Source organism: Paenibacillus sp. ISL-20, assembly GCF_018613005.1.
In the GTDB taxonomy this organism is placed as follows: domain Bacteria; phylum Bacillota; class Bacilli; order Paenibacillales; family Paenibacillaceae; genus Paenibacillus_AQ.
Window position 1 is genome coordinate 37140 of the sequence record NZ_JAGGRD010000035.1, and the last position, 20030, is coordinate 57169.

Annotated in this window: 16 protein-coding genes and 1 pseudogene; 11 read left to right on the top strand and 6 right to left on the bottom strand. The window is 48.2% G+C overall.

Going from position 1 to position 20030, the window contains the following annotated elements; translation table 11 throughout:
- The first annotated feature begins 11 nt into the window (after positions 1-11).
- The 8 genes from J7E85_RS20005 to J7E85_RS20040 all read left to right on the top strand — a co-directional run bounded on the left by J7E85_RS20005 (position 12) and on the right by J7E85_RS20040 (position 11635).
- Positions 12-2264, top strand: coding sequence for a glycosyl hydrolase family 95 catalytic domain-containing protein (locus tag J7E85_RS20005; protein WP_215160774.1), 2253 nt, complete (start codon positions 12-14; stop codon positions 2262-2264).
- A 108-nt stretch (positions 2265-2372) separates the two neighbouring features.
- A complete protein-coding gene (locus tag J7E85_RS20010; RefSeq protein WP_215160776.1) occupies positions 2373-4703 on the top strand; it encodes a helix-turn-helix domain-containing protein in 2331 nt (776 codons plus the stop codon).
- Between the two features lie 157 nt (positions 4704-4860).
- Entirely contained in the window at positions 4861-6522 is a 1662-nt protein-coding gene (locus J7E85_RS20015) for an extracellular solute-binding protein (RefSeq protein WP_251035872.1), read from the top strand.
- Between the two features lie 89 nt (positions 6523-6611).
- Positions 6612-7589 carry an ABC transporter permease gene (locus tag J7E85_RS20020; RefSeq protein ID WP_215160778.1) on the top strand — a complete coding sequence of 326 codons (978 nt, stop codon included), beginning with the start codon at positions 6612-6614 and terminating at the stop codon, positions 7587-7589.
- A 12-nt stretch (positions 7590-7601) separates the two neighbouring features.
- The gene (locus J7E85_RS20025; protein ID WP_215160780.1) at positions 7602-8492 is read left to right on the top strand and encodes a carbohydrate ABC transporter permease; all 891 of its coding nucleotides are present in this window, start codon (positions 7602-7604) and stop codon (positions 8490-8492) included.
- Between the two features lie 16 nt (positions 8493-8508).
- The gene (locus J7E85_RS20030; RefSeq protein ID WP_251035873.1) at positions 8509-9633 is read left to right on the top strand and encodes a glycoside hydrolase family 88 protein; all 1125 of its coding nucleotides are present in this window, start codon (positions 8509-8511) and stop codon (positions 9631-9633) included.
- A 41-nt stretch (positions 9634-9674) separates the two neighbouring features.
- Positions 9675-10058, top strand: a complete 384-nt coding sequence (locus J7E85_RS20035; protein WP_215160784.1) for a hypothetical protein — start codon at positions 9675-9677, stop codon at positions 10056-10058.
- Positions 10055-11635 carry a chondroitinase-B domain-containing protein gene (locus J7E85_RS20040; RefSeq protein ID WP_215160786.1) on the top strand — a complete coding sequence of 527 codons (1581 nt, stop codon included), beginning with the start codon at positions 10055-10057 and terminating at the stop codon, positions 11633-11635. Before J7E85_RS20035 ends, J7E85_RS20040 begins: the two co-directional genes overlap by 4 nt.
- A gap of 24 nt (positions 11636-11659) precedes the next feature.
- Here the strand turns inward: J7E85_RS20040 and J7E85_RS34155 are convergent, their stop codons facing one another.
- From J7E85_RS34155 to J7E85_RS20060, 5 genes are read right to left on the bottom strand one after another with little or no spacing between them, the layout of a single operon-like run.
- Positions 11660-11923 (bottom strand): Ger(x)C family spore germination C-terminal domain-containing protein, encoded by a 264-nt coding sequence (locus tag J7E85_RS34155; protein WP_353049538.1) that lies wholly within the window; start codon positions 11921-11923, stop codon positions 11660-11662.
- Positions 11854-12702, bottom strand: a complete 849-nt coding sequence (locus tag J7E85_RS20045; protein WP_251035874.1) for a Ger(x)C family spore germination protein — start codon at positions 12700-12702, stop codon at positions 11854-11856. Before J7E85_RS20045 ends, J7E85_RS34155 begins: the two co-directional genes overlap by 70 nt.
- A 34-nt stretch (positions 12703-12736) precedes the next feature.
- Positions 12737-12946 carry a CLC_0170 family protein gene (locus J7E85_RS20050; RefSeq protein WP_215160788.1) on the bottom strand — a complete coding sequence of 70 codons (210 nt, stop codon included), beginning with the start codon at positions 12944-12946 and terminating at the stop codon, positions 12737-12739.
- Positions 12943-14037 carry a GerAB/ArcD/ProY family transporter gene (locus tag J7E85_RS20055; protein WP_215160790.1) on the bottom strand — a complete coding sequence of 365 codons (1095 nt, stop codon included), beginning with the start codon at positions 14035-14037 and terminating at the stop codon, positions 12943-12945. Before J7E85_RS20055 ends, J7E85_RS20050 begins: the two co-directional genes overlap by 4 nt.
- A 2-nt stretch (positions 14038-14039) precedes the next feature.
- Positions 14040-15674 carry a spore germination protein gene (locus tag J7E85_RS20060; protein ID WP_215160792.1) on the bottom strand — a complete coding sequence of 545 codons (1635 nt, stop codon included), beginning with the start codon at positions 15672-15674 and terminating at the stop codon, positions 14040-14042.
- Positions 15675-15938: 264 nt separating this feature from the next.
- Between J7E85_RS20060 and ric the strand changes: the two genes are divergently transcribed.
- Positions 15939-16637: an iron-sulfur cluster repair di-iron protein gene (ric, locus tag J7E85_RS20065; protein ID WP_215160794.1), complete on the top strand. Its 699-nt coding sequence runs from the start codon at positions 15939-15941 to the stop codon at positions 16635-16637.
- 224 nt (positions 16638-16861) lie between these two features.
- Here the strand turns inward: ric and J7E85_RS35160 are convergent.
- A pseudogene (locus J7E85_RS35160) lies at positions 16862-16948 on the bottom strand (transposase); the annotation flags it as partial.
- Between the two features lie 240 nt (positions 16949-17188).
- On the opposite strand from J7E85_RS35160, the gene yfmT reads away from it, so the two are divergent.
- Together yfmT and J7E85_RS20080 are read left to right on the top strand one after the other, a co-directional pair.
- Positions 17189-18643, top strand: a complete 1455-nt coding sequence (yfmT, locus tag J7E85_RS20075) for a benzaldehyde dehydrogenase (protein ID WP_215160796.1) — start codon at positions 17189-17191, stop codon at positions 18641-18643.
- 18 nt (positions 18644-18661) lie between these two features.
- Positions 18662-19531: a methyl-accepting chemotaxis protein gene (locus J7E85_RS20080; RefSeq protein WP_215160798.1), complete on the top strand. Its 870-nt coding sequence runs from the start codon at positions 18662-18664 to the stop codon at positions 19529-19531.
- Positions 19532-20030 lie beyond the last annotated feature (499 nt).

The following is a 20030-nucleotide window of genomic DNA, read 5'->3' on the forward strand; positions in this document are numbered from 1 at the left end:
GGAGGGATATCGTGACTACCCGCATAGAGAATGACATTGACTGGCCGGTGTTTATGTCCAGACACGATATGTTGTGGACGACGCGTCCGATCAGCTGGGATGAAGGGGCTTTTCTTGGAAACGGCCTGCTCGGAGCGATGATCTACAGCGAAGAACATCGGGATAAACGGAATGTGCTGCGTTTTGTGCTTGGACGATCCGATATAACTGCATCACGTCCGGGTGAACAGGCTTTCCCGGTCCGCGTACCTATTGGCGAGCTTGCATTGGAGCTGGAGGGATGGATTTATCAGCCCTACGAAATGCGGCTGGAATTATGGAACGCGGAGTTGAGCGCGGTTATACCGACAACAAAGGGAGAAGTCAGAATTCGTGCGTTTGTGCATGCATTAGCTCCCGTACTTGTCGTGGAGTTGGATGCAGATGAAGGTGAACGCGATGCGAAGCTGAAGTGGTACGCCTATTCGGAGGTTGATCCTATTTTGAAGAATGCGGACGGGATTAATCTCAACCAATACATTCCCGAAACCATCGTTCAGCTTATGGAATTCGGTGAGGTTTCAGTCGGCGTTCAGAAATATGAAACCGGAGAAGGCTGCACTACAGCTTGGCTAACTCGTCGCTCTGACCAGACTGAACAGGAATCGGGAAGCTGGCATCGGCAAAGCGTTATCTTAACCGTGATGAATGGCACGGAAGATGCCGTTTGTGATCAAGCGGTACGGGAGCTTCGGTCTGTGCCGAGCTCAACCTCAGGATGGGAAGCCTGGATTCATGCCCATCGCAGGTGGTGGCATCATTACTATCCGGAAAGCTTCATTTCGATACCGGATACGCAGTTGGAAAGCTTTTATTGGATACAGATGTATAAGCTGGCTTCTGCGACCCGTGGGGACTCATACCCTATCGATAATCAAGGTCCGTGGCTCACATCTACGCCATGGCCTGGATTATGGTTCAATATGAACGTGCAGATGAGCTACTCTCCGATTTATACGGCGAACCGCCTCCATCTGGGCATGTCGCTGATTCGTTCCCTGCAGGAGCATCAGAACCAACTGATCCGTAATGTTCCCGAAGCTTACCGTGCGGACTCCGCAGGCCTCGGTCGAAGCTCAAGCTATGATCTGGACAGTCCGGTCACGGATGAGGTGGGGAATTTAACTTGGGTCATGCATAACGCTTGGCGTCATTACCGTTATGCCATGGATGATCATATGCTTCGAAGCTTGGTATATCCTCTTCTTCGGCGCAGTGTGGGTTTATATTTGCACCTTCTTGAGGAAGGGCAGGACGGCCGTCTTCATTTACCTCCCACAATCTCACCGGAATATGGGTCCTTTAAGCAGCTGAAGACAGCCGATTCTCATTATGATTTGGCGCTGCTGCGATGGGGATGTGAAACCTTAATCCGCATGTCGGATCAGCTTGGTGTTCATGACTCGCTGCATGATCGATGGCGGGAAGTCCTTGAGCGACTGGTACCTTTTCCGGTGGATTCATCCGGATATATGATCGGCGAGGGTCAGCGTATGGAATTCGGACACCGCCATTTCAGCCATATGCTGGCGGCCTTTCCACTGCATATCATCGGTGATACTCAAAAGGAGAAGGAGCTGATTCTTCGCTCGCTCCGGCATTGGATCGGCCTTGAAGGAGATTTGCGCGGATTTAGCTTCACCGGAGCCGCCTCCATCGCAGCCAAGTTAGGTTTAGGAGATGAAGCTCTCGCGTATTTGCGAAGTCTGATGCATCTTATTAAGCCGAACACGATGTATAAAGAAGCGGGACCGGTTATCGAAACGCCGCTGGCCGGGGCGGAATCGATCCATGACATGCTGCTGCAGAGCAGAGGGGAGCGGATCTATGTTTTCCCTGCAGTCCCTAAAGAGTGGCCGGAGTCGGTATTCCATCATCTGCGGACAGAAGGAGGCTTCCTTGTTAGCGCTGTTCGGGAAGAGGGGCGCACCGCTTGGATACATATTTGCAGTCTTGCCGGAGAGCCCTGCCGGATCGTAACAGATATGTCTACATCTGCGGAAGACGGCCTGTTTATTGACATCGGGGGAATCTCCAGGAAGTGTCCGATCCAGGCAGATGGGACGATCGATCTGGCTCTGAAGCCTGGTGAGGAAGCTTACATTTACAGGGCCCGTTGGAGCGGATCCACTCGATTCCGCATCTCGCCTGTCCCTGCTGAGAAGCGCAAATGCAATCTGTTTGGCAGTCGTAAACCATGGAGATTGTATGGGATTCCCCAATAATTCGTAGTTATTCGTAAAACCTGCACCCGTTCTTGTTTTTAGAGCAGCCTTATCCCTATGAAGGCTGCTCTTGTTATCACAGGAGGCAATAAGGAGGAGGAAAATCACATGTTCAACATCCTTCGTAAATATAACCGCAGCGTCATTGTGGCATGGCTGTTCTCTTATGTCACCGTATTAATGGTACCGATTCTGATCAGCTTCGTGCTGTATTCATTCTCCTACCATCAAGTGAAGAGCGAGACCCATCGGGCAAACGAATTGCTTCTTCAGCAGATGGAAATGTCCATTGATAGCAAGCTGAAGAGTCTGGAGCGTTTAAGCCTGGAAATTGCGTTAAATAAGGGGATATCGGCATTTTCCAGCGTGGAGTTACCGCTTCGTGATCAGCAGTATTACGATGTGTTCAGCATATCGGATAGCCTGCGAACTTATAAAAATGCAAACGATTCGATTGAGGATATTTACGTGATGTATTTGAACAGTGATACGGTGATTTCGACGTATGGTCATACGAGCGGCAGAGGGCTCTATCAAAAGCTGCGGCAGAATGACGAAACCTCCTATGAGAAGTGGATGGGACTGTTCGAGCAAAGATATGTAAACGTTTACAAGTCTATGGAGTTTAAAGATGGCCTTCAAAGCTTCCCGGTGGTCGTATTTGCTCATTCTCTCGTATTTAATTCACCGGCCCAGCCCCCGGCAGTGGTTCTGTTCTTAATCAAGGATTCGAAACTAATCGAGAGCGCTCCCCGGCAAAAGGATGCCAGTATGTTCATTATAGATACGGATAGCCGGTATATCGCTGCATCACGACAGGATCCGGCTGTATCTGCTGGTATAAGTTATGAGCAGCTGCAAGGCGATAGCGGAACGATCTATATAGGCTCGGACGCGGAGCAGTTCGCGGTTTCCTATATCACGTCGCAAGTAACCGGATGGAAATATGTATCCGTACTGCCAGCGGCATTATTCAATGAGAAAATGAAAGATTTACGCAAACTGACATGGATCAGCATCGCCCTGAGCTTATTAATTGGAGGTATTGTTACGGTTTTGTTTTTACGCAGAAACTATATGCCGGTTCAAGTGATGCTGCAAAGTTTATCCAAAAAATTCGGACTGAGGTTTGACGGGGGAGCCAATGAATACACGTTCCTGCAGGGGACGATTCAGCAATATTTTCATGACAAGGCAGATATGCAAACGGCGCTTCACAAGCATCGCAATACAATACGGGCGCATTTGTTGCGGCGACTCTTAAAGGGATACGCCGATCATGATCAGTCTCTCCATTCAACGCTGCCTGCACATGATATACAGTTTCAATCCGACCGATCTGTTGTCCTGCTGATATCGATCGATCATTATGGCAAGTTTGAGCAGTTTGGCATTCGCGGGCTCCCGGATCAGAAGCAGCAAATGCTTTATTTCATACTAACGAATGTGCTTGAGGATACGGCTTCCGATGAAGCGCTTGTGTTTACAACAGAAATGAACGATGCGCTTGCTTGTGTCGTTAATTTCGAAGCAAGCCTGCCAGCGGAGCAGGAGCAAACCGTATTGAATCGAATACTGGCCCAGGTTCAAGATTTCATGCGAAAGCATATCGAAGCAGAGCTTACAGTAGCTGTGGGTCAGGTTCATTCGGATTTGCACGGCATCGCGCTTTCTTATCAAGAGGCGCAGGCCGCCCTTGAATATCGGATTGTGATGGGGAGCGGGCAGTTCATCCCGTATACGGACACTCTTATGGACAGGAGCAAGCAATTCCGTCAATTTTATTATCCTTTAAGTGTCGAGCAGCAGTTTATAGGCTTGGTGAAGAGCGGGAACTACGGCAAAGCGGAAGCCATTTTGGATGATATATTCCAAGCCAACTTTTCCAAGCACCCGGTTTCGGTTCCACTCGCCAAATGTCTGATGTACAACCTGGCAAGCACGATGCTGAATACGCTTGAGGAAGTGAGAGCGGGCAGCAAGCGAACCTATGAAGATCATATCATCGATGCGGATCTATTGCTCGAATGCGATCATGTGCCGGAGATGAAGGAACGGATGAAACAGATGCTTGCGCAGGTCTGTGAATGGATCCTGGCCGAGAAACGGAATCACCACCGTTATTTAATCGAAGATGTCTCGCAGTATGTCCAAGAGCATCTGTATGACCCGAAATTGAATATTTCAATGATTGGCGACGCTTTTCAGATGACCCCCTCATACGTATCGAGACTGTACAAGGAGTTTACAGGAGAAGCCTTACTGGATACCATTAACCGCCTCCGTCTGTCCAAAGCGAAAGAACTGCTTGTTCTGCAAAAGCTTACTGTCAATGAAATCGCTAGCCGGGTCGGTTATGCGGATGTCAGCACGTTTTTGCGAATCTTTAAAAAATTCGAAGGCGTGACCCCCGGGAAATATCAGAAAGCCGCACTGTAATCCGGATTTTTCATGAAAAACCATCGATTTTTAAGGAATTGCCTGCGATTTTAGATTTTGTCTATGGTAAGGGATACGGGTTTTATTGAACAATGACAACGGATAGGGCAACATGCTGGCCTATCCGACACCTTATCTTACAATCGGGGGAATGATGATGGTTCAACGTTTGCTGGTCAAAGACAGCTTGTTGCGAAATTTGAAGTCAGGACTGACCGCCATATTGTTAACAAGTCTGGTGCTTGCGGGATGTTCGTCAGGCAGTAAGGGTAACACGTCGGACGCTAAGCCGAACGAGGCCGGAAAGGGTACATCCACTGCAATCGGTTCATCGTATCCGCTAAACACAACCGAATCGATCACGTCGTGGGAAATCTTGAACATGAATGCGGTAACCTTCTATTCTAACCTTGCAGAAACGCCGTTCGGGAAAGCGCTTGCCGATAAAACAGGAGTTCAGGTGGAGTATATCCATCCGAATGATCAGCAGACGGCCGAGCAATTCAATCTGATGATCGCGTCCGATGAGCTACCGGATGTCATTGAATACGATTGGACCGGACGAAGTGCGGGCTCTTATCCGGGCGGACCGGAGAAAGCCATTCAGGACGGCGTCATTCTGGAGCTCAATGATCTGATTGATCAATACGCGCCGAACCTGAAGAAGAAACTCGAAGCGGATCCGACGCTTGACCAAATGGTCAAGACAGACAGCGGCAAATATTATGTATTTCCCATGATTCGCAATCCGTCCGGGCTCGTCTTCCGTGGCCCCATGATCCGTCAGGATTGGCTGGATGAACTTGGTCTTCCAGTTCCAACGACTATAGAGGAGTGGGAGAAGACGTTAATCGCCTTTCACGACGAGAAGGGGGCCAAAGCACCGCTCAGTGTAACTTACACCGGAGGGAATTTTGAGATCCGCGATGCTTTCATCGGAGCTTACCGCACATCAAACTCCTTCTATGTGGACGATGAAGGAAAGGTGAAGTATGGACCCATAGATCCGCAGTATAAAGATTTTCTGGCCTTATTCCGCAAGTGGTTTGCGGAAGGATTGTTTGACAAGGATTTTGCGCTCACCGATACCAAAGCGTTGGATAACAAGATTCTGACCGGGCAGACCGGCGCTACAGTGCATCTTCTCAGCGGCGGCATGGGAAAATGGATGGATGCCATGAAGGGGCAGGATCCGAAATTCAAGCTGGTTGGCGCTCCATATCCAACACTCCTTAAAGACGAAGTTCCTTTTATAGGACAACGAGATTTCAAGTACAATCCGGGACCAAGCAAAGCCATCACAACCGCTGCGAAAAATCCGGAACTGATTGTACGCTGGCTTGATTATGCTTACAGCGATGAGGGCGCGATGCTCTACAACTTCGGCATTGAAGGAGAGAGCTACGTGATGGAGAACGGTGCTCCTGTCTATACCGATTTGATTAAAAACAATGAGAAATACAGTCTGCAGCAGATGGTATCGCAGTATTCCAAGCCGAATGGACCATACGAAGCGGATGAACGTCGGAACTGGAATACGTTCCCTGAGCAGGATGAGGCCGTGAAAGTATGGGCGAAAACGGATGCCGAGAAGCATACACTGCCTGGCTTCCTGACGCCAACCTCCGAAGAAAGCAAGGAGCTTGGCAAGATTTTAACTGAAGTAAGCAACTATAAAGAGGAAATGTTTGTCAAGTTTATTGTCGGCAAGGAGCCGATGGAGAGTTATGACAAGTATGTGGAACAAATCAAGAAGCTGGGGATTGAGCGTGCGGTTGAAATCTATCAAAGCGCTCTGGATCGATACAACAGCCGATAATGACATCTTGAGCCGAGGGGAATGGAGCGGGTTCATCCCCCTCGGTAACTTGAACCTTCAATAGACAGAGCATAAGGAGTGAGCACGGCATGGCGAAAATTCCGCCTCCGACACGCACGTCAATTCCTTCTAAACCATCTAACTCGGCAGGACTGAATCCTCGGAATTGGGGCTTGCTGAAGGACATTAGTAAAAATCGTTTCCTGTACATCATGTTAATTCCGGTACTTCTATATTTCGCGGTTTTTCATTATTTCCCCATGTACGGGGCATCCATCGCCTTTAAGGAGTTCTCTCCACGTCTTGGCATCATCGGAAGTCCATGGGCCGGCTGGGAGCACTTCGAATCTTTTTTTAACGGCATTTATTTCTGGCGGGTCGTCAAAAATACGCTGTTAATCAGCTTTTATGAACTGCTCTTTGGCTTTCCGGCACCCATTATATTGGCGCTCCTGCTGAACGAGGTGAGAAAAGCCGCATTCAAACGCACGGTTCAAACCATAACGTATATGCCGCATTTTATTTCGCTGGTCGTTGTTTGCGGAATTATTAAGGAATTTACGATGAGTGACGGGTTAATCAACGATATTTTGGCTTTTTTCGGATGGGAACGGGTCTCTCTTCTGCTGGAGTCTGAATATTTCCGGACCCTCTTCGTAACCTCTGGAATTTGGCAGAACATCGGCTGGGGGACCATTATCTTCCTTGCCGCCCTGGCCGGTATCGACCAGGAACAATACGAAGCCGCGAAGATCGATGGAGCCAACCGGTGGAGGCAGATGTTGAATGTGACTTTGCCGGGGATCATGCCTACGATTATCATCCTGTTCATTCTTGAGATCGGCAGGCTGATGAACGTCGGCAGCGAGAAAGTCATCCTGCTCTACAACCCCTCAATCTACGATACCGCAGACGTCATCAGCTCCTATGTGTACCGGGTCGGGCTGCAGGAATTCAATTACAGCTTCAGTTCGGCAGTAGGGCTGTTCAATTCCGCCATCAATTTCACGCTTGTCATCGGCTCAAACTGGCTGAGCCGCAGAATGAACAAAACCAGCTTGTGGTAGGAGGTGAAAGGAATGGAATGGAGAGCTGGCAATCGATCGGTCGGTGAAAAGCTGTTTGATGTTTTTAATTACATCTTGTTGACCGTAATCACGTTATGTACGTTATACCCATTGATTTACGTGCTGTTTGCTTCCTTGAGTAATCCTACCCGTTACATGCAGCATTCGGGGATTTTATGGAAGCCGCTGGATATAACATTTAACGCTTACCGGCTCGTGTTTGATAATCCGATGATTATTCAAGGATATTTAAATACGTTCCTTATCGTATCAGGAGGCTTGGTGATCAATATTATATTGACCGCATTCGGAGCGTATGCGCTTTCCCGTAAGGGTTTGCGATATCGTAAGCAGCTGATGCTGTTTATCGTATTCACCATGTTCTTCAGCGGGGGCTTGATTCCCTTGTATTTTACAGTGAAAGGCCTGGAGCTTACCAATACGCTGTGGTCCTTAATTATTCCGCAGGCCATATCTGCTTTTAATCTAATTATCATGAGAACGGCTTTTGAGGCGGTGCCTGATAGTCTGGAGGAATCCGCCAAGATCGATGGAGCCAATGAATTCGTCATCCTATTCCGGATTATGATGCCGCTGTGCATGCCGGTCATAGCCGTCATGCTGCTGTATTACGGTGTAAGTCACTGGAACTCATGGTTCCAGGCCATGATCTATTTGCAGGATCGTTCCTTGTATCCGCTTCAGCTTGTCCTGCGGGAGCTGCTGCTTCTGAATGATGCAAGCTCCATGGCAAGCGGAGCGAGCGGAGGGGAGGTGGCCGTTATCGGTGAAACGTTGAAGCATGCGACCATTATCGTTGCGACGGTACCGATTCTGCTGGTCTATCCGTTTTTGCAGAAGTATTTTGTGAAAGGTGCTTTAATTGGTGCCATTAAAGGATAACGACAGGAGGAATATGATGAGTAAATTAAAGATTCAACATGAACTCGATTTGGATATGTGGTGGAATGGTGCTCAGTTGAAGGTGGACCGGATGTTGGCTAGAAAGCCTGAGCTTGCTCCGCATGCGGCCAAGGACGGGGAATACGACGGCTTGACCCTGGACAACTGGATTTCAGGGTTTTGGCCGGGAATGTTGTGGATTTTTTACGATATGACCGGAGATGCGAAGTACAAGGAAGCGGCGTGGGAGTGGGATATACGGATGGAACGATTGACTCTGGAAGAGAGTCGCTTTCATCATGATGTCGGGTTTCAGTATTTGCCGACAGCCGTACTGAAATATAAGTTAACCGGCGATGCAGATGGTAGAAGGCGAGGGCTTGCGGCAGCTAACTTTCTGGCCGGACGATTTAATTTGGCAGGCCAGTACATCAGGGCATGGAACAAGGATCTACCGGGCTGGGCTATTATCGATTGCCTGATGAACCTGTCCCTCTTGTACTGGGCTGCCGAGGAAGGAGAAGACCCAAGATTTCGCCACGTTGCGAATGCCCATGCGAATATGGCTTTGCAGCATATGATCCGTGCCGATGGATCCACCTGTCATGTTGTTTCGTTTGATCCGGAAAGTGGGGAACTGCTGCAGTATATGGGCTGGCAGGGTTATGCCCCGGATTCCTGCTGGTCAAGAGGGAATGCGTGGGCGCTGTATGGGATGGCTAACGCTTACCGTTATACGAACAATAAGGATTATTTGTACGCCGCCGAGCGGGTAGCTCATCATTTTATAGCTTCCTTACAAGGGCAGGGGGTACCCCCATGGGACTTCCGGGTACCGAATCCCGATACCGAGCCTCGTGACACCTCCGCTGCGGCCATTGCCGCCTCCGGATTGTTGGAGCTCGCTGCTTTGACAACTCCGGAGGTGGGGACTGTATACCGGAAAGCTGCTGAGCGAATCGTCCTGGCATTGTCGACGGAGTACGCAGCTTTTCACGCTCCTGAGCATGAAGGAATCCTGCTTGGCGGAACCGGCCATAAGCCGGCGGATACGAATATCGATGTGTCGCTTATTTATGGGGATTATTATTACATCGAGGCTCTGGCGAAGCTTCGCGGCTGGGTCCATCGCGTATTCTGATTGGTTATGGGACGTTAATATTCGAAGAGAGGTGAACGGATATGAAAACGTTATTAAACGCTTTAAACCAACGGTATCACAGATCGATAAGTATGGGTCTCGTCTTGAGCCTTTTGATCGGTACACTGATGATGTCGCCTTCAGAAGCCCAAGGGGCTTCGAGTGATGCAGAAGGGAGCAGCAGTATGAATCGGATCGAGAGCACGGTAACGGCAAGCAGCTACCAGCCGGGCACGAATTACGTGCCTGGGAATGTATTTCCAAACGCTGGCGAAGAGAAGGAGGAAGATGTGAAGCTTCCGGAGATGAAGCGCGTCTCGGTCAGCACGGCGGAACAATTGCAGCAGGCACTGGATCAGGCTGTGGCCGGCACGCTGATTGAACTGAAGGATGGGAACTATGAGCAGAACGGTCGTTTGTTGTGAAGGATAAACACGGCTCCGCGGCCTATCCGATTCGGATTACCGGGAAGCCCGGCAAGGCAATCATTAGTGGGAATAGTTATATACACATTGAAAATTCAAGTTATGTGGAAGTCAGCGGACTCAAGTTCCGGAACGGGATCGGCGATGAGAATGGAACGCAGACCTTGAATAACCGTGGATTGGCGCAACGGGCGCTTACCGGGGTTCATCCAGGGATTCAGCTGGAAAGCTCCAGCCGAATCTCTATTTTGGGCAACACCTTTGCTTTGGATGAAACAGGCCAGCCCTACCGATTTAAAGCTCAAAACCGATATGTATGGTGTCTCCTTAATTTGGAGAACAGCTGCCGGTACAGTGAGGATCGGTATGACCCTAACGGAGAAGTTTATAAGGGATTAACGCCATTTGAAGATCCGAAGCTCATTACGGATAATGGCACTCACAGACATTATATTCGAGTCGAAGGAACGAGCAGCCATAACCGGATCGCTTATAATGATATTGGTCCGAAGAAGGGCTTTGGCGCAGTCCTGATTTATGATGGTGAAGGGCATAGTGGACAGCATATATCGCAATACGACGTCATTGAGTATAACTATTTCCACGGGATTGGTCCCCGGGTAACCAACGGGTTGGAAGCCATCAGGCTTGGACTTTCCAGTACCTCGCTCTCTTCCGGTTATATTACGGTTCAGTACAATTTGTTTGACGGGTTTAACGGTGAAGATGAAGTGATATCGGTGAAGAGCAGTGACAATATCATACGGTACAACACGATTCGTGATTCATACGGCGGTATTGTGTCGCGACATGGAAACCGCAACAGCTTCTACGGCAACCATCTGATTGGCGATGGAGTGACACCAGGCAGCAGCGGGTTCCGGATATACGGCAACGATCACAAAATCTATAACAATTACATGGAAGGTCTTACGGACAAAGTGATTCGTCTTGATGGCGGAACACATGATGGCGGACCGGAAGGCAGTACGAATCCAATCGTTCGTTGGGGTGGAAACCAAGAGCAAACGGCAAGGCTTGGCGATCTGCCGGCCGAACAAAGAACGGAACTTTTGCGCGGACATTGGCGGCAGTATAACGTTCAGATTTACAACAATACAATCGTGAATGTCGGCAACCAGACGACAACTTTCAATCTGGGCGGCAGAACCTATCAGCCGGTAGGGACTAAGATTTATAACAATCTGATATTTAGCCATGCAGGGACGATATTTCAGGAAACTGATGCGGTGATACAGGCACCCGAACAGGAACGGGCTGAGTACAAGGGAAATATGCTCTCGGGGAATGCACCGATTTCTAACAACCCCATCGTGGACAGAGGGATGACCAAACAAGAGCTTCATTTGGTGCGCAGTAAGGACGGTCTCATTCGATTATCCGTCTATAGTCCAGCCGTAGACGCTGCCCTGACTCCATTCGTTGCAGCGGACGACATGGATGGCCAGATCCGCTATATACCTGACGTGGGTGCAGACGAATATGCGCCAGGCAAGCAGCGATCCAATCCTCCGCTTACCGTCCATGATGTCGGCCCGGAAGCCTGGACGAAATGAAGATGAATACCATGACTGGCACCATTATTCTGCCTTCATCCCAATTCTTCGAACTTTGGACGTCACACGATAATCAAAGGTTACGTTTTTATAGATTTCACCCCATTGCTCTGCAGATTTAACATGGCTTTTCCAATACGATGGTTTTTTGGCTCTTACCAATTCGCCGAATCCGAATATATCGGATTCTTTTTTTTGTGTTTTTTGGATTAATCCGATTAATAATTCTTTAACGGAATGCTCATTCTCGCGTGCAATGCCGGACTGATTCCCTTGATGACCAGGTATCCGGCAATTTCAATCGGTTTTGTCACGCCTACCATTTTGGCTCCTTTAAAAAAAGCCATTCCGCTGATATCCACGTTTTCCCCCTTCATGATTTTGATATAAGGCAGAAATCCTTCCTGACCTTTCTTCGAAGAATTGCTCCAGAACGTCCCAATGTAGTTAATCGGAAATTTGCCATGCTTTACGGCATCGTCCAATGTGGATGCTAGATACAGCGCCGGGACACGCTCCAATTTTGGTGCTGCCTGCATATGATTTTTTGCCTTCCCTTTCGACACCATCAACCAGGCCATACGGCGAACTTCCGCGTTACGATGGAGATAGTCGTTCAAATTCTGTAATCCTTTTCTGGCAAACTCTTCCGATACGACAATGACGCGGAGATGGCCAAAAAACAATTTTCCAGATATTTGCTGCTGTAAATTCATCATGGCGTCGTCGAGCGTGTGTCCTACAACATCAAGCACCCACACGGTTTCTTGCTCACTTTCTCCCGAACCGCCGCCTTCACCTGGCCCGAGCGGTATTCTTCCGGGAAGCGCAATTTGAACGGATAGTTGGATTAATTCCTGTTTCGGAGCAGGGTATTTCCCGCGAAGATGAGATATTTCATCCTCACGTGCCTCCGCATCCTTATCAGCTGTATCGATCGATATTCCTAGAACGACAGCACGCTCTTCAATCTCCATCCGATCCCAGCAGCTTGTCAGGAGTGAGCAGGATAGAAGAAGGACGATCATGAATTTTACGTTTAGGCTAACGCTTATTCTTTTCCTCATTGAAATCCTCCTAAACTTTGTGAATCATGCTCACTCACACTAGGGCTTTGACAAGTATGACACTTAGAAACAATACTGTTCCGATCACGATATGGATCCAGCCCAGTATACGAGATACCCTTTTTTCCTTGGCCATGTTCGATTGTTCATACTTATATTTATCGATGATCAGATTGAACATGCCGGATAACACCCAGGTCAAGATGGCGACATCCAAATAACCGCTGTAAAGATTTCCGATCATTTGGACGCACCTCTTTTTTTACGCAGCATGGCGATTATAAGCAGCACTCCAGGGTATACGATCGTTATCAGCAGTCCGAATTTGGAGATTAAGCCGTTCACTTCATTCAATTGAACTAAGCTTTGGGGCAGCATGGCCAGAACGAACAGAATGGGTAGGATGAAGAAGGACAGCATCCCTTGATCCGCTAATCGGAATAACTTGCTTATAGAGTAAATCGTAAAGTAATAGCAAGAGAATAAGGATGTAAAGACAGCCGTTACCCAGACGGCAAGAAAGACCGCATCCAAACGTTCCAGTACATTGGCAGGTAATGAAGTTGCTTTTGCCAGCTCCAGCGTCGGCCATAATAGCTTCTTTGTCTCTTCTGCCCCAAATACGCTAACCGTTGCCGTGACGATTAATATATACAGCACCCCGCTAATCAGCATCGCCCATATGCTGGACCGCATTGCTCTTTCGGGTTTGCACATGGCAGGGATGACCATCATCATAATAAAGTATCCTTGGAACATGGTGGATAACGTAATAATGCCTGCCGGTATTCCTCGAATTTCATTCCCCATCACAGGAAGAACATTGACGGTGTCCGCGTTTTTTAACGACAGGGCGACGATCAACAGCGCAGGAATTAGGATAAAGGGGCTGTAAAATAAGTGAATGCAAGCAAAGGTCATGATATTTCGGCGTGAAGAAAAAGCAGCCAGGAGCAGCATGACCAGTACAGTCACCTCCAATGGCGTATTTTTCAGAACGGCTGTGACAACAACCTCTCCGAATTCCCTTGCAACAAGAGAGCTTAAGACGGCAAAGAAAGCAATCGATAGAAGGCTTCCAATTCTACCGAGCCATTTGCCGATGATGATCTCGCCATACTCGATGTAAGAGTCATTCGGGAACCGCATACCAAGCCGGGTCATGAAAAAAAGTCCGATAAACGCTAACAGCATTCCCAAAAAAGTGACTAACGGAGCTCCTGCATCTGCGGCCTTTACCGCAGCCAAGGGAAGTGCAAGAACGCCTACTCCAACGATGGTGCTGATCGTAACGGCAGAAGCCTGCAAGACAGTGATTTGGCGCTGTTCATTCATGGTTAACGCCCTTTCTCGTCGTTAGGATGGACGGGATCCATAATATGGGATGAAGAATGATCCACCTGTTCCTTCATTTGATCACCCAGTCTTGTTTTGCTAATCGGATGGAGGAAGGAAGGTCGGTTCTTCATCTTCCACAACGGGCCACGGGTCAGGAGATCCCGCATGCCTTGAAAGTTGCCAGGCACAAATGGGGTTAAGTACGGGACCCCGAACGACTTAAGTGACAATAAATGATTGGCGATCAAAATGATTCCGACCATGACGCCATATAAACCGAAGATACCGGCTAAAATGATCAGCGGAAAACGAAGCAGGCGAAGAGCCAGAGCCGCATTGTAGGCCGGCGTTGCAAAAGAGCCAATGGTCGTTAAAGCGATAATAACGACGGTTATCGGGCTCGCGAACCCGGCCGCTACCGCGGCCTGCCCGATGACGAGCACGCCGACAATGGATAAAGCCCCGCCTACCTGTTGCGGCAAGCGTATGGTTGCTTCTCTTAAAACCTCCATCGAGATTTCAATGACAAGCACTTCGATCACGGCTGGGAAGGGTACGCCCGCACGTCCGCCAGCAACGGCGACCGCAAATTCTGTGGGGATCAGCTCAGGATTAAACGAAATAATCGCCACATACAGCGCGGGAAAGACCAATGAAAATACTAAAGCAACCAGACGGGACATTCGGATCGCACTCATCAGAACGAAGCGTTCGGTATAATCTTCAACGGTCTGATAGAACTGGCTAAACACGGTAGGCGCGATCAAGGCCAGAGGGGAGCCATCGACCAAGATGGCGACTCTTCCTTCCAGCAGATTCGCCACGACTTTGTCAGGTCGCTCGGTATACTGGATTTGCGGAAAGGGAGACCAATGGTTGTCTTCGATGAATTGCTCCAAATAACCTGAATCCAGAACGGCGTCGATTTCAATGGCATCCAGCCGTTTTTGTACTTCTTTGATGATTCCGGGATTGGTTATGCCGTCCATGTAACACATGGCAACTTTGGATTTGGTTTTCGTTCCGATCTCCATGGATTTCACGCGAAAATCCGGTGTTTGCAGCCGATAGCGGAGTAGAGAGATATTGGTCCCCAGGGACTCTATAAATCCCTCTCTGGCTCCGCGGATGACCTGCTCCGTCGCCGGCTGCTCAATAGCGCGCTGCGTGATCTGACGTGTGTCAATGATAATCGCCTCGTCCAGCCCTTCAATGGCTACGACGGATTGCCCCCTTAGCAGGTTGTCGGTCAGAACAGAGATTTTCCTTTCCGAATACCCCTCGCTATGATAAAGCGTATCTTTCATGATGGTTTGCATTAACGCATCATGCGGGAGATTATTTACATCGATATGGCGCGGCCCATATTTGAGGGGCTTCAATATCGTGTTATTGATGACGGCATGATCCGTCATATCGGAGAAATACAACAATACAGCCGGATGCTGCCCGAACACATGGAAGCCAAATACAATAAAATCGTCACTATCTCCCAGAACCTGTTTGATTTCGGATATGGTTTCTTCCAGATTTACCGATATGTCCATATCCTCTGAGTTCTTCCCATTCGGATTGGCAGAAAGATTATCGCTATCGTTGGGTTGGTTCGAACCCGCCCATGTGGAAAATGACATTGTGTTTACACCTCTCCTAATTCAACCGGGGTCACAGCATTTGGATATTTCGATTAAGTATTTCCTCTGGTTGTTATTTTTATCAAAAAGAAGAAGTCTAAAAAGATGTAGCCTTGGCTCCCGTAGTCTCCGATCCTGATCGTTCACATAGTGTTAGATTTTGGTATGACTGCAATCACATATACGAAGATAGGAGTTTCATATACTTGGGTTGTAAGAGTGAAATAGTTCACAAAGACGCATTTAGTCTAAGGAGGTTTGAACATGAGTTCATTCACGCTTCAGAGTCAGGTATCCGATATCGTTACATCCATTCCGCAAACCGCGGATTTATTCCGATCACTTCGCATTGATTTTTGTTGTGGAGGGCAGGTGCCTTTAGAAGAGGCGGCTAAACAGCGCAATTTGGAACCCGCCGCCGTTTTGGAGCAGGTTCGGTCCGTGGAGAGCAAGTTTGCAGATTATCAAGAAAGCCGTCCGGCTTCACTGAAGGAATCCGAACTGATTGAATACATCCAGCAGAAACATCATGCCTTCTTGCGGGATGAATTACCTGCTTTAACGCCGTATGTGACGAAATTAGCCCGCGTTCATGGGGAGCATCATCCCGAACTTCTTCGGGTGCAGGAGCTTTTCTCGGATTTGAAAAAAGAGCTGCTGGATCATACGAAGGATGAAGACGAGTATGTATTTCCGCTCATTTTGAAATTTGTTGCAGAGCCTAACCACCAGGCTGCAGCGGAGCTTAAGCCGCATGTGTCTGAACTGGAACATGAACATGCTCAAGCAGGCAAACTGCTTCAGGAGCTCCGGGAAGTAACCGCTGATTTCGAACTTCCGTCGGATGCCTGCGGTACGTATCGGTTGGTCTATCAACGGTTGGCGATGCTTGAAAAGGACACCTTCGAGCATATCCATCTGGAAAACAACATCTTGTTCGAACGGATTCGTCAAGCGGTATAACTATGATGACCGTGAAAGTGAATTAACGTCTGATCGGATGAATGTCGAACGAAAAATAACGGGGCCGTCCCAAAAGTAGAATTAGTTGCTTGACGTACGGCTCTCATAAACAGAAAGTGTGTCAATTAAAGCCATGGCGGTGCTCAGGATGTTATCCCACACCGCTATGGCTTCTGTTTTGATCATTGGCTGTTCTCCCTTGCTTGCTGCTTGTAACGATGTTACTTGAGGCTTACGGTGATTTCCCGGTCTCCCTGGGCTTTCGTACATGTTTTTTTGAGCGGACAACCTTCGCAGCTTTCGCTTCGATAGAGCCACTTCCGTATGAAACCGGAGGACGAATCGATTCCGGACAAGCGACAGCGCTCGCCTTTGCCCCCACATTTCGTCCTTGCTCAGAACCATTCCAAGAAATGTGGGGCAACAGCGATGGTAGGAACGATTCGTACATGGAGCGTCGAAGAGGTCAAAGAAAATTCACTTAACAATTACCTGTATTTAGTCGATAATTATATTGATCAGTTGGAATTATTCGACACAGGAGGGTTCATATGGATTACTCGAAATTAGGAAAACAATTCATAGGCGGGGAATGGCGCGACGGTAAGAGTGGTAAAACGCTGCCTGACATCAATCCATACAATGATGAGGTCATTACTGCTTTTCAAATCGCAAGCGTTGCAGACATTGATGACGCATATCAGGCTGCCTATCAAGCTAAGCTGGAATGGGACAAGGTTAATGCTTACCAGAAACGAGACATTCTTGAAAATGCTGTTAAATATATTGAATCGCATGAGGAAGACATTTCCTCCATTATTGTGCAGGAGCTGGGCGGAACACGTCTGAAGGCGGCGTTCGAGATCGGTCTTGTGAAGAATATGATTAAGGAAGCGGCTACGTTCCCCCTTAGAATGGAGGGAAAGATTTTACCTTCCACAGAAGTTGGCAAGGAGAACCGCCTGTATCGGATCCCGGCTGGCGTGGTTGGGGTTATCAGTCCATTTAACTTTCCTTTCTTCTTGTCCATGAAGTCTGTCGCCCCAGCATTGGGTGCTGGCAATGGCGTTGTGCTGAAGCCACATGAGGATTCGCCGATTACGGGCGGAACCCTGATCGGGAAGATTTTCGAAGAAGCGGGCGTACCGAAGGGCTTGTTGAATGTTGTGGTGACAGATATTAAGGAAATTGGCGATGCGTTCGTTGAGCATCCGATTCCGAGAATCATTTCTTTCACAGGTTCGACTAAGGTCGGAAGCCATATTGGTCAACTGGCCGTCAAGTACTTCAAGAAGCCGCTGCTTGAGCTCGGCGGGAACAGCGCGTTCATTATCCTGGAAGATGCTGATATCGATTACGCGGTACAAGCGGCGACATTCAGCAGATTCACACATCAAGGCCAGATCTGTATGTCGGCCAACCGGATTCTTGTCCAGAAGTCGATCTATCAGGAGTTTGTAGATAAATACAAAGAGAAGGTTTCTACCCTGACAACAGGTGATCCGAGCGATCCGCAGACGATTATCGGACCCGTCATCAACAATCGGCAGGCAGAGACACTGCAGAAGCTGATTGAGAAGGGCATTGAGCAAGGTGCAGTTCCATTGGTGCGAGGGAATATCACCGGCAGAATGGTGGAGCCTACCGTCCTTGTCAATGTCAAACCGGATATGGAGGTAGCACAAGAGGAGTTGTTCGGCCCGGTTGTGTGCATCATCCCATTCGAAACGGAAGAGGAAGGCATTTCCATTGCCAACGATACACGTTTTGGCCTTAGCGGGGCTATTCACACCTCCAATCTTGAACGTGGTGTAGAAATGGCGAAGAAGGTCCATACAGGCATGATCCATGTGAATGATGTAACGATTAACGACGAACCCATTGTAGCATTTGGCGGAGAGAAGCAGTCGGGGTTGGGGCGTCTGAATGGGCAATGGAGCCTGGATGAATTTACGACCATGAAGTGGATATCGGTTCATTACGGGCAAAGGAAATTCCCGTATTAAGGGTTGGGGGAGATAGGCATGAATAATGTGACTGAAGAGCAAACACAGCATGAGCTGATCAGTGCCTTTGTAAAGGTAGCTCCATTACTGAAAAGTCTAACGAATGATGATATCACGATTGGCATTTATGATACGGAGAAACTTATCATTAATATTCCGGGCAAAACCTTCTCGCTGAATGTGAGCCCGGGGGACCCGCTTGTTGAGGGCGATATTGTCACCAATGCGATTCGGAATAATACAGCTTTATCGGCTGTCGTTCCGAAAGAGCTGTTTGGATTTCCGCTGGCTGCACGCGCGATCCCACTGCACGACGAACAGGGCAGGGTTATCGGCGGCGTAGGCATGGGGACAAGTCTCGAAAAAGCGAATGCGCTGTTTGAGATGGCCGAGAGTTTTTCGGCAATTGTCGAACAGACCACCGCATCCATTGGAGATATCAGTCAATCGATTGCTCACCTTACCGAACGTGTGACCGACGTAACGAACCAAATGACGGACGTCAGCTCCAGTGCGCAGCAGATTGGGAAGATTTCCAGCGTTGTTAAGGAGATTTCGGATCAGAGCAACATGTTAGGCCTTAATGCTTCTATCGAAGCGGCGAGAGCGGGGGAAGTCGGAAGGGGCTTCTCGGTTGTTGCCGATGAGATTCGGAAGCTGGCGACAAGCTCCAAAGAGAATGTGGACCAGATTAATGGTATCACGAAGAATATTCAGGAATTTTTGCAGCGGTTGAATCATGCTTTTTCCGATATCCTCACCCTAACCGATACCCAGTCAAGGGCGATTCAGGAATTCTCTACAACGATCCATGAGATTAGTATCAAAGCTGAGGAGCTAGCGCAGGTTGCTGAAGAAAGCCTACATGCAAAAGAAAACAAGCAATAGAAAATCACGATGCTTACGTACATATAGACATGGATGGCCGCATATCTTTTGCGGCTTTTTTCTTTTGACGGCAATTATTTTGTAGAAAAGTGACTTTAGACCAATTTTTCGATTCGTAGCGTATTTCATAGGCTCGATTTTCTGGTCGATAATCATGTGTTAAAGACGAAGGTGAAATATGTATTCTTGGCGGTTTCTAAAGAGGCCGATTCACGTTTGATAGCGTAATTAACGAAGCTCAACCCTGAATCGATAGAATCAAGCTCTAAAAAACCTACCTAACCGGCAGGTTTTTTTTTCGTTGATCGGGGAAATGGCAATAGCGTGTATGGTGTAGGGTACCTTGAAAGCAAACATATGAAGCGAATTAATATATCACTGATATATAATTTTTGATTCAGGACCGTAGCATTGAGATTTAACATAGAATTTACAAGGCTTTTACAAATATATCATTGAATATGTCAGTGACATTCATTAAGTTTAAATTAGATCCCTT

What these genes read in the sequence shown, in the direction of transcription:
- ric (WP_215160794.1), top strand. Translation starts at nt 15,939, where the DNA reads ATGAGTTCATTCACGCTTCAGAGTCAGGTATCCGATATCGTTACATCC.
- J7E85_RS20060 (WP_215160792.1), bottom strand. Translation starts at nt 15,674, where the DNA reads ATGTCATTTTCCACATGGGCGGGTTCGAACCAACCCAACGATAGCGAT.
- J7E85_RS20030 (WP_251035873.1), top strand. Translation starts at nt 8,509, where the DNA reads ATGAGTAAATTAAAGATTCAACATGAACTCGATTTGGATATGTGGTGG.
- J7E85_RS20015 (WP_251035872.1), top strand. Translation starts at nt 4,861, where the DNA reads ATGGTTCAACGTTTGCTGGTCAAAGACAGCTTGTTGCGAAATTTGAAG.
- J7E85_RS20010 (WP_215160776.1), top strand. Translation starts at nt 2,373, where the DNA reads ATGTTCAACATCCTTCGTAAATATAACCGCAGCGTCATTGTGGCATGG.
- J7E85_RS20080 (WP_215160798.1), top strand. Translation starts at nt 18,662, where the DNA reads ATGAATAATGTGACTGAAGAGCAAACACAGCATGAGCTGATCAGTGCC.
- J7E85_RS20035 (WP_215160784.1), top strand. Translation starts at nt 9,675, where the DNA reads ATGAAAACGTTATTAAACGCTTTAAACCAACGGTATCACAGATCGATA.
- J7E85_RS20025 (WP_215160780.1), top strand. Translation starts at nt 7,602, where the DNA reads ATGGAATGGAGAGCTGGCAATCGATCGGTCGGTGAAAAGCTGTTTGAT.
- yfmT (WP_215160796.1), top strand. Translation starts at nt 17,189, where the DNA reads ATGGATTACTCGAAATTAGGAAAACAATTCATAGGCGGGGAATGGCGC.
- J7E85_RS20020 (WP_215160778.1), top strand. Translation starts at nt 6,612, where the DNA reads ATGGCGAAAATTCCGCCTCCGACACGCACGTCAATTCCTTCTAAACCA.
- J7E85_RS20045 (WP_251035874.1), bottom strand. Translation starts at nt 12,702, where the DNA reads ATGAGGAAAAGAATAAGCGTTAGCCTAAACGTAAAATTCATGATCGTC.
- J7E85_RS20055 (WP_215160790.1), bottom strand. Translation starts at nt 14,037, where the DNA reads ATGAATGAACAGCGCCAAATCACTGTCTTGCAGGCTTCTGCCGTTACG.
- J7E85_RS20050 (WP_215160788.1), bottom strand. Translation starts at nt 12,946, where the DNA reads ATGATCGGAAATCTTTACAGCGGTTATTTGGATGTCGCCATCTTGACC.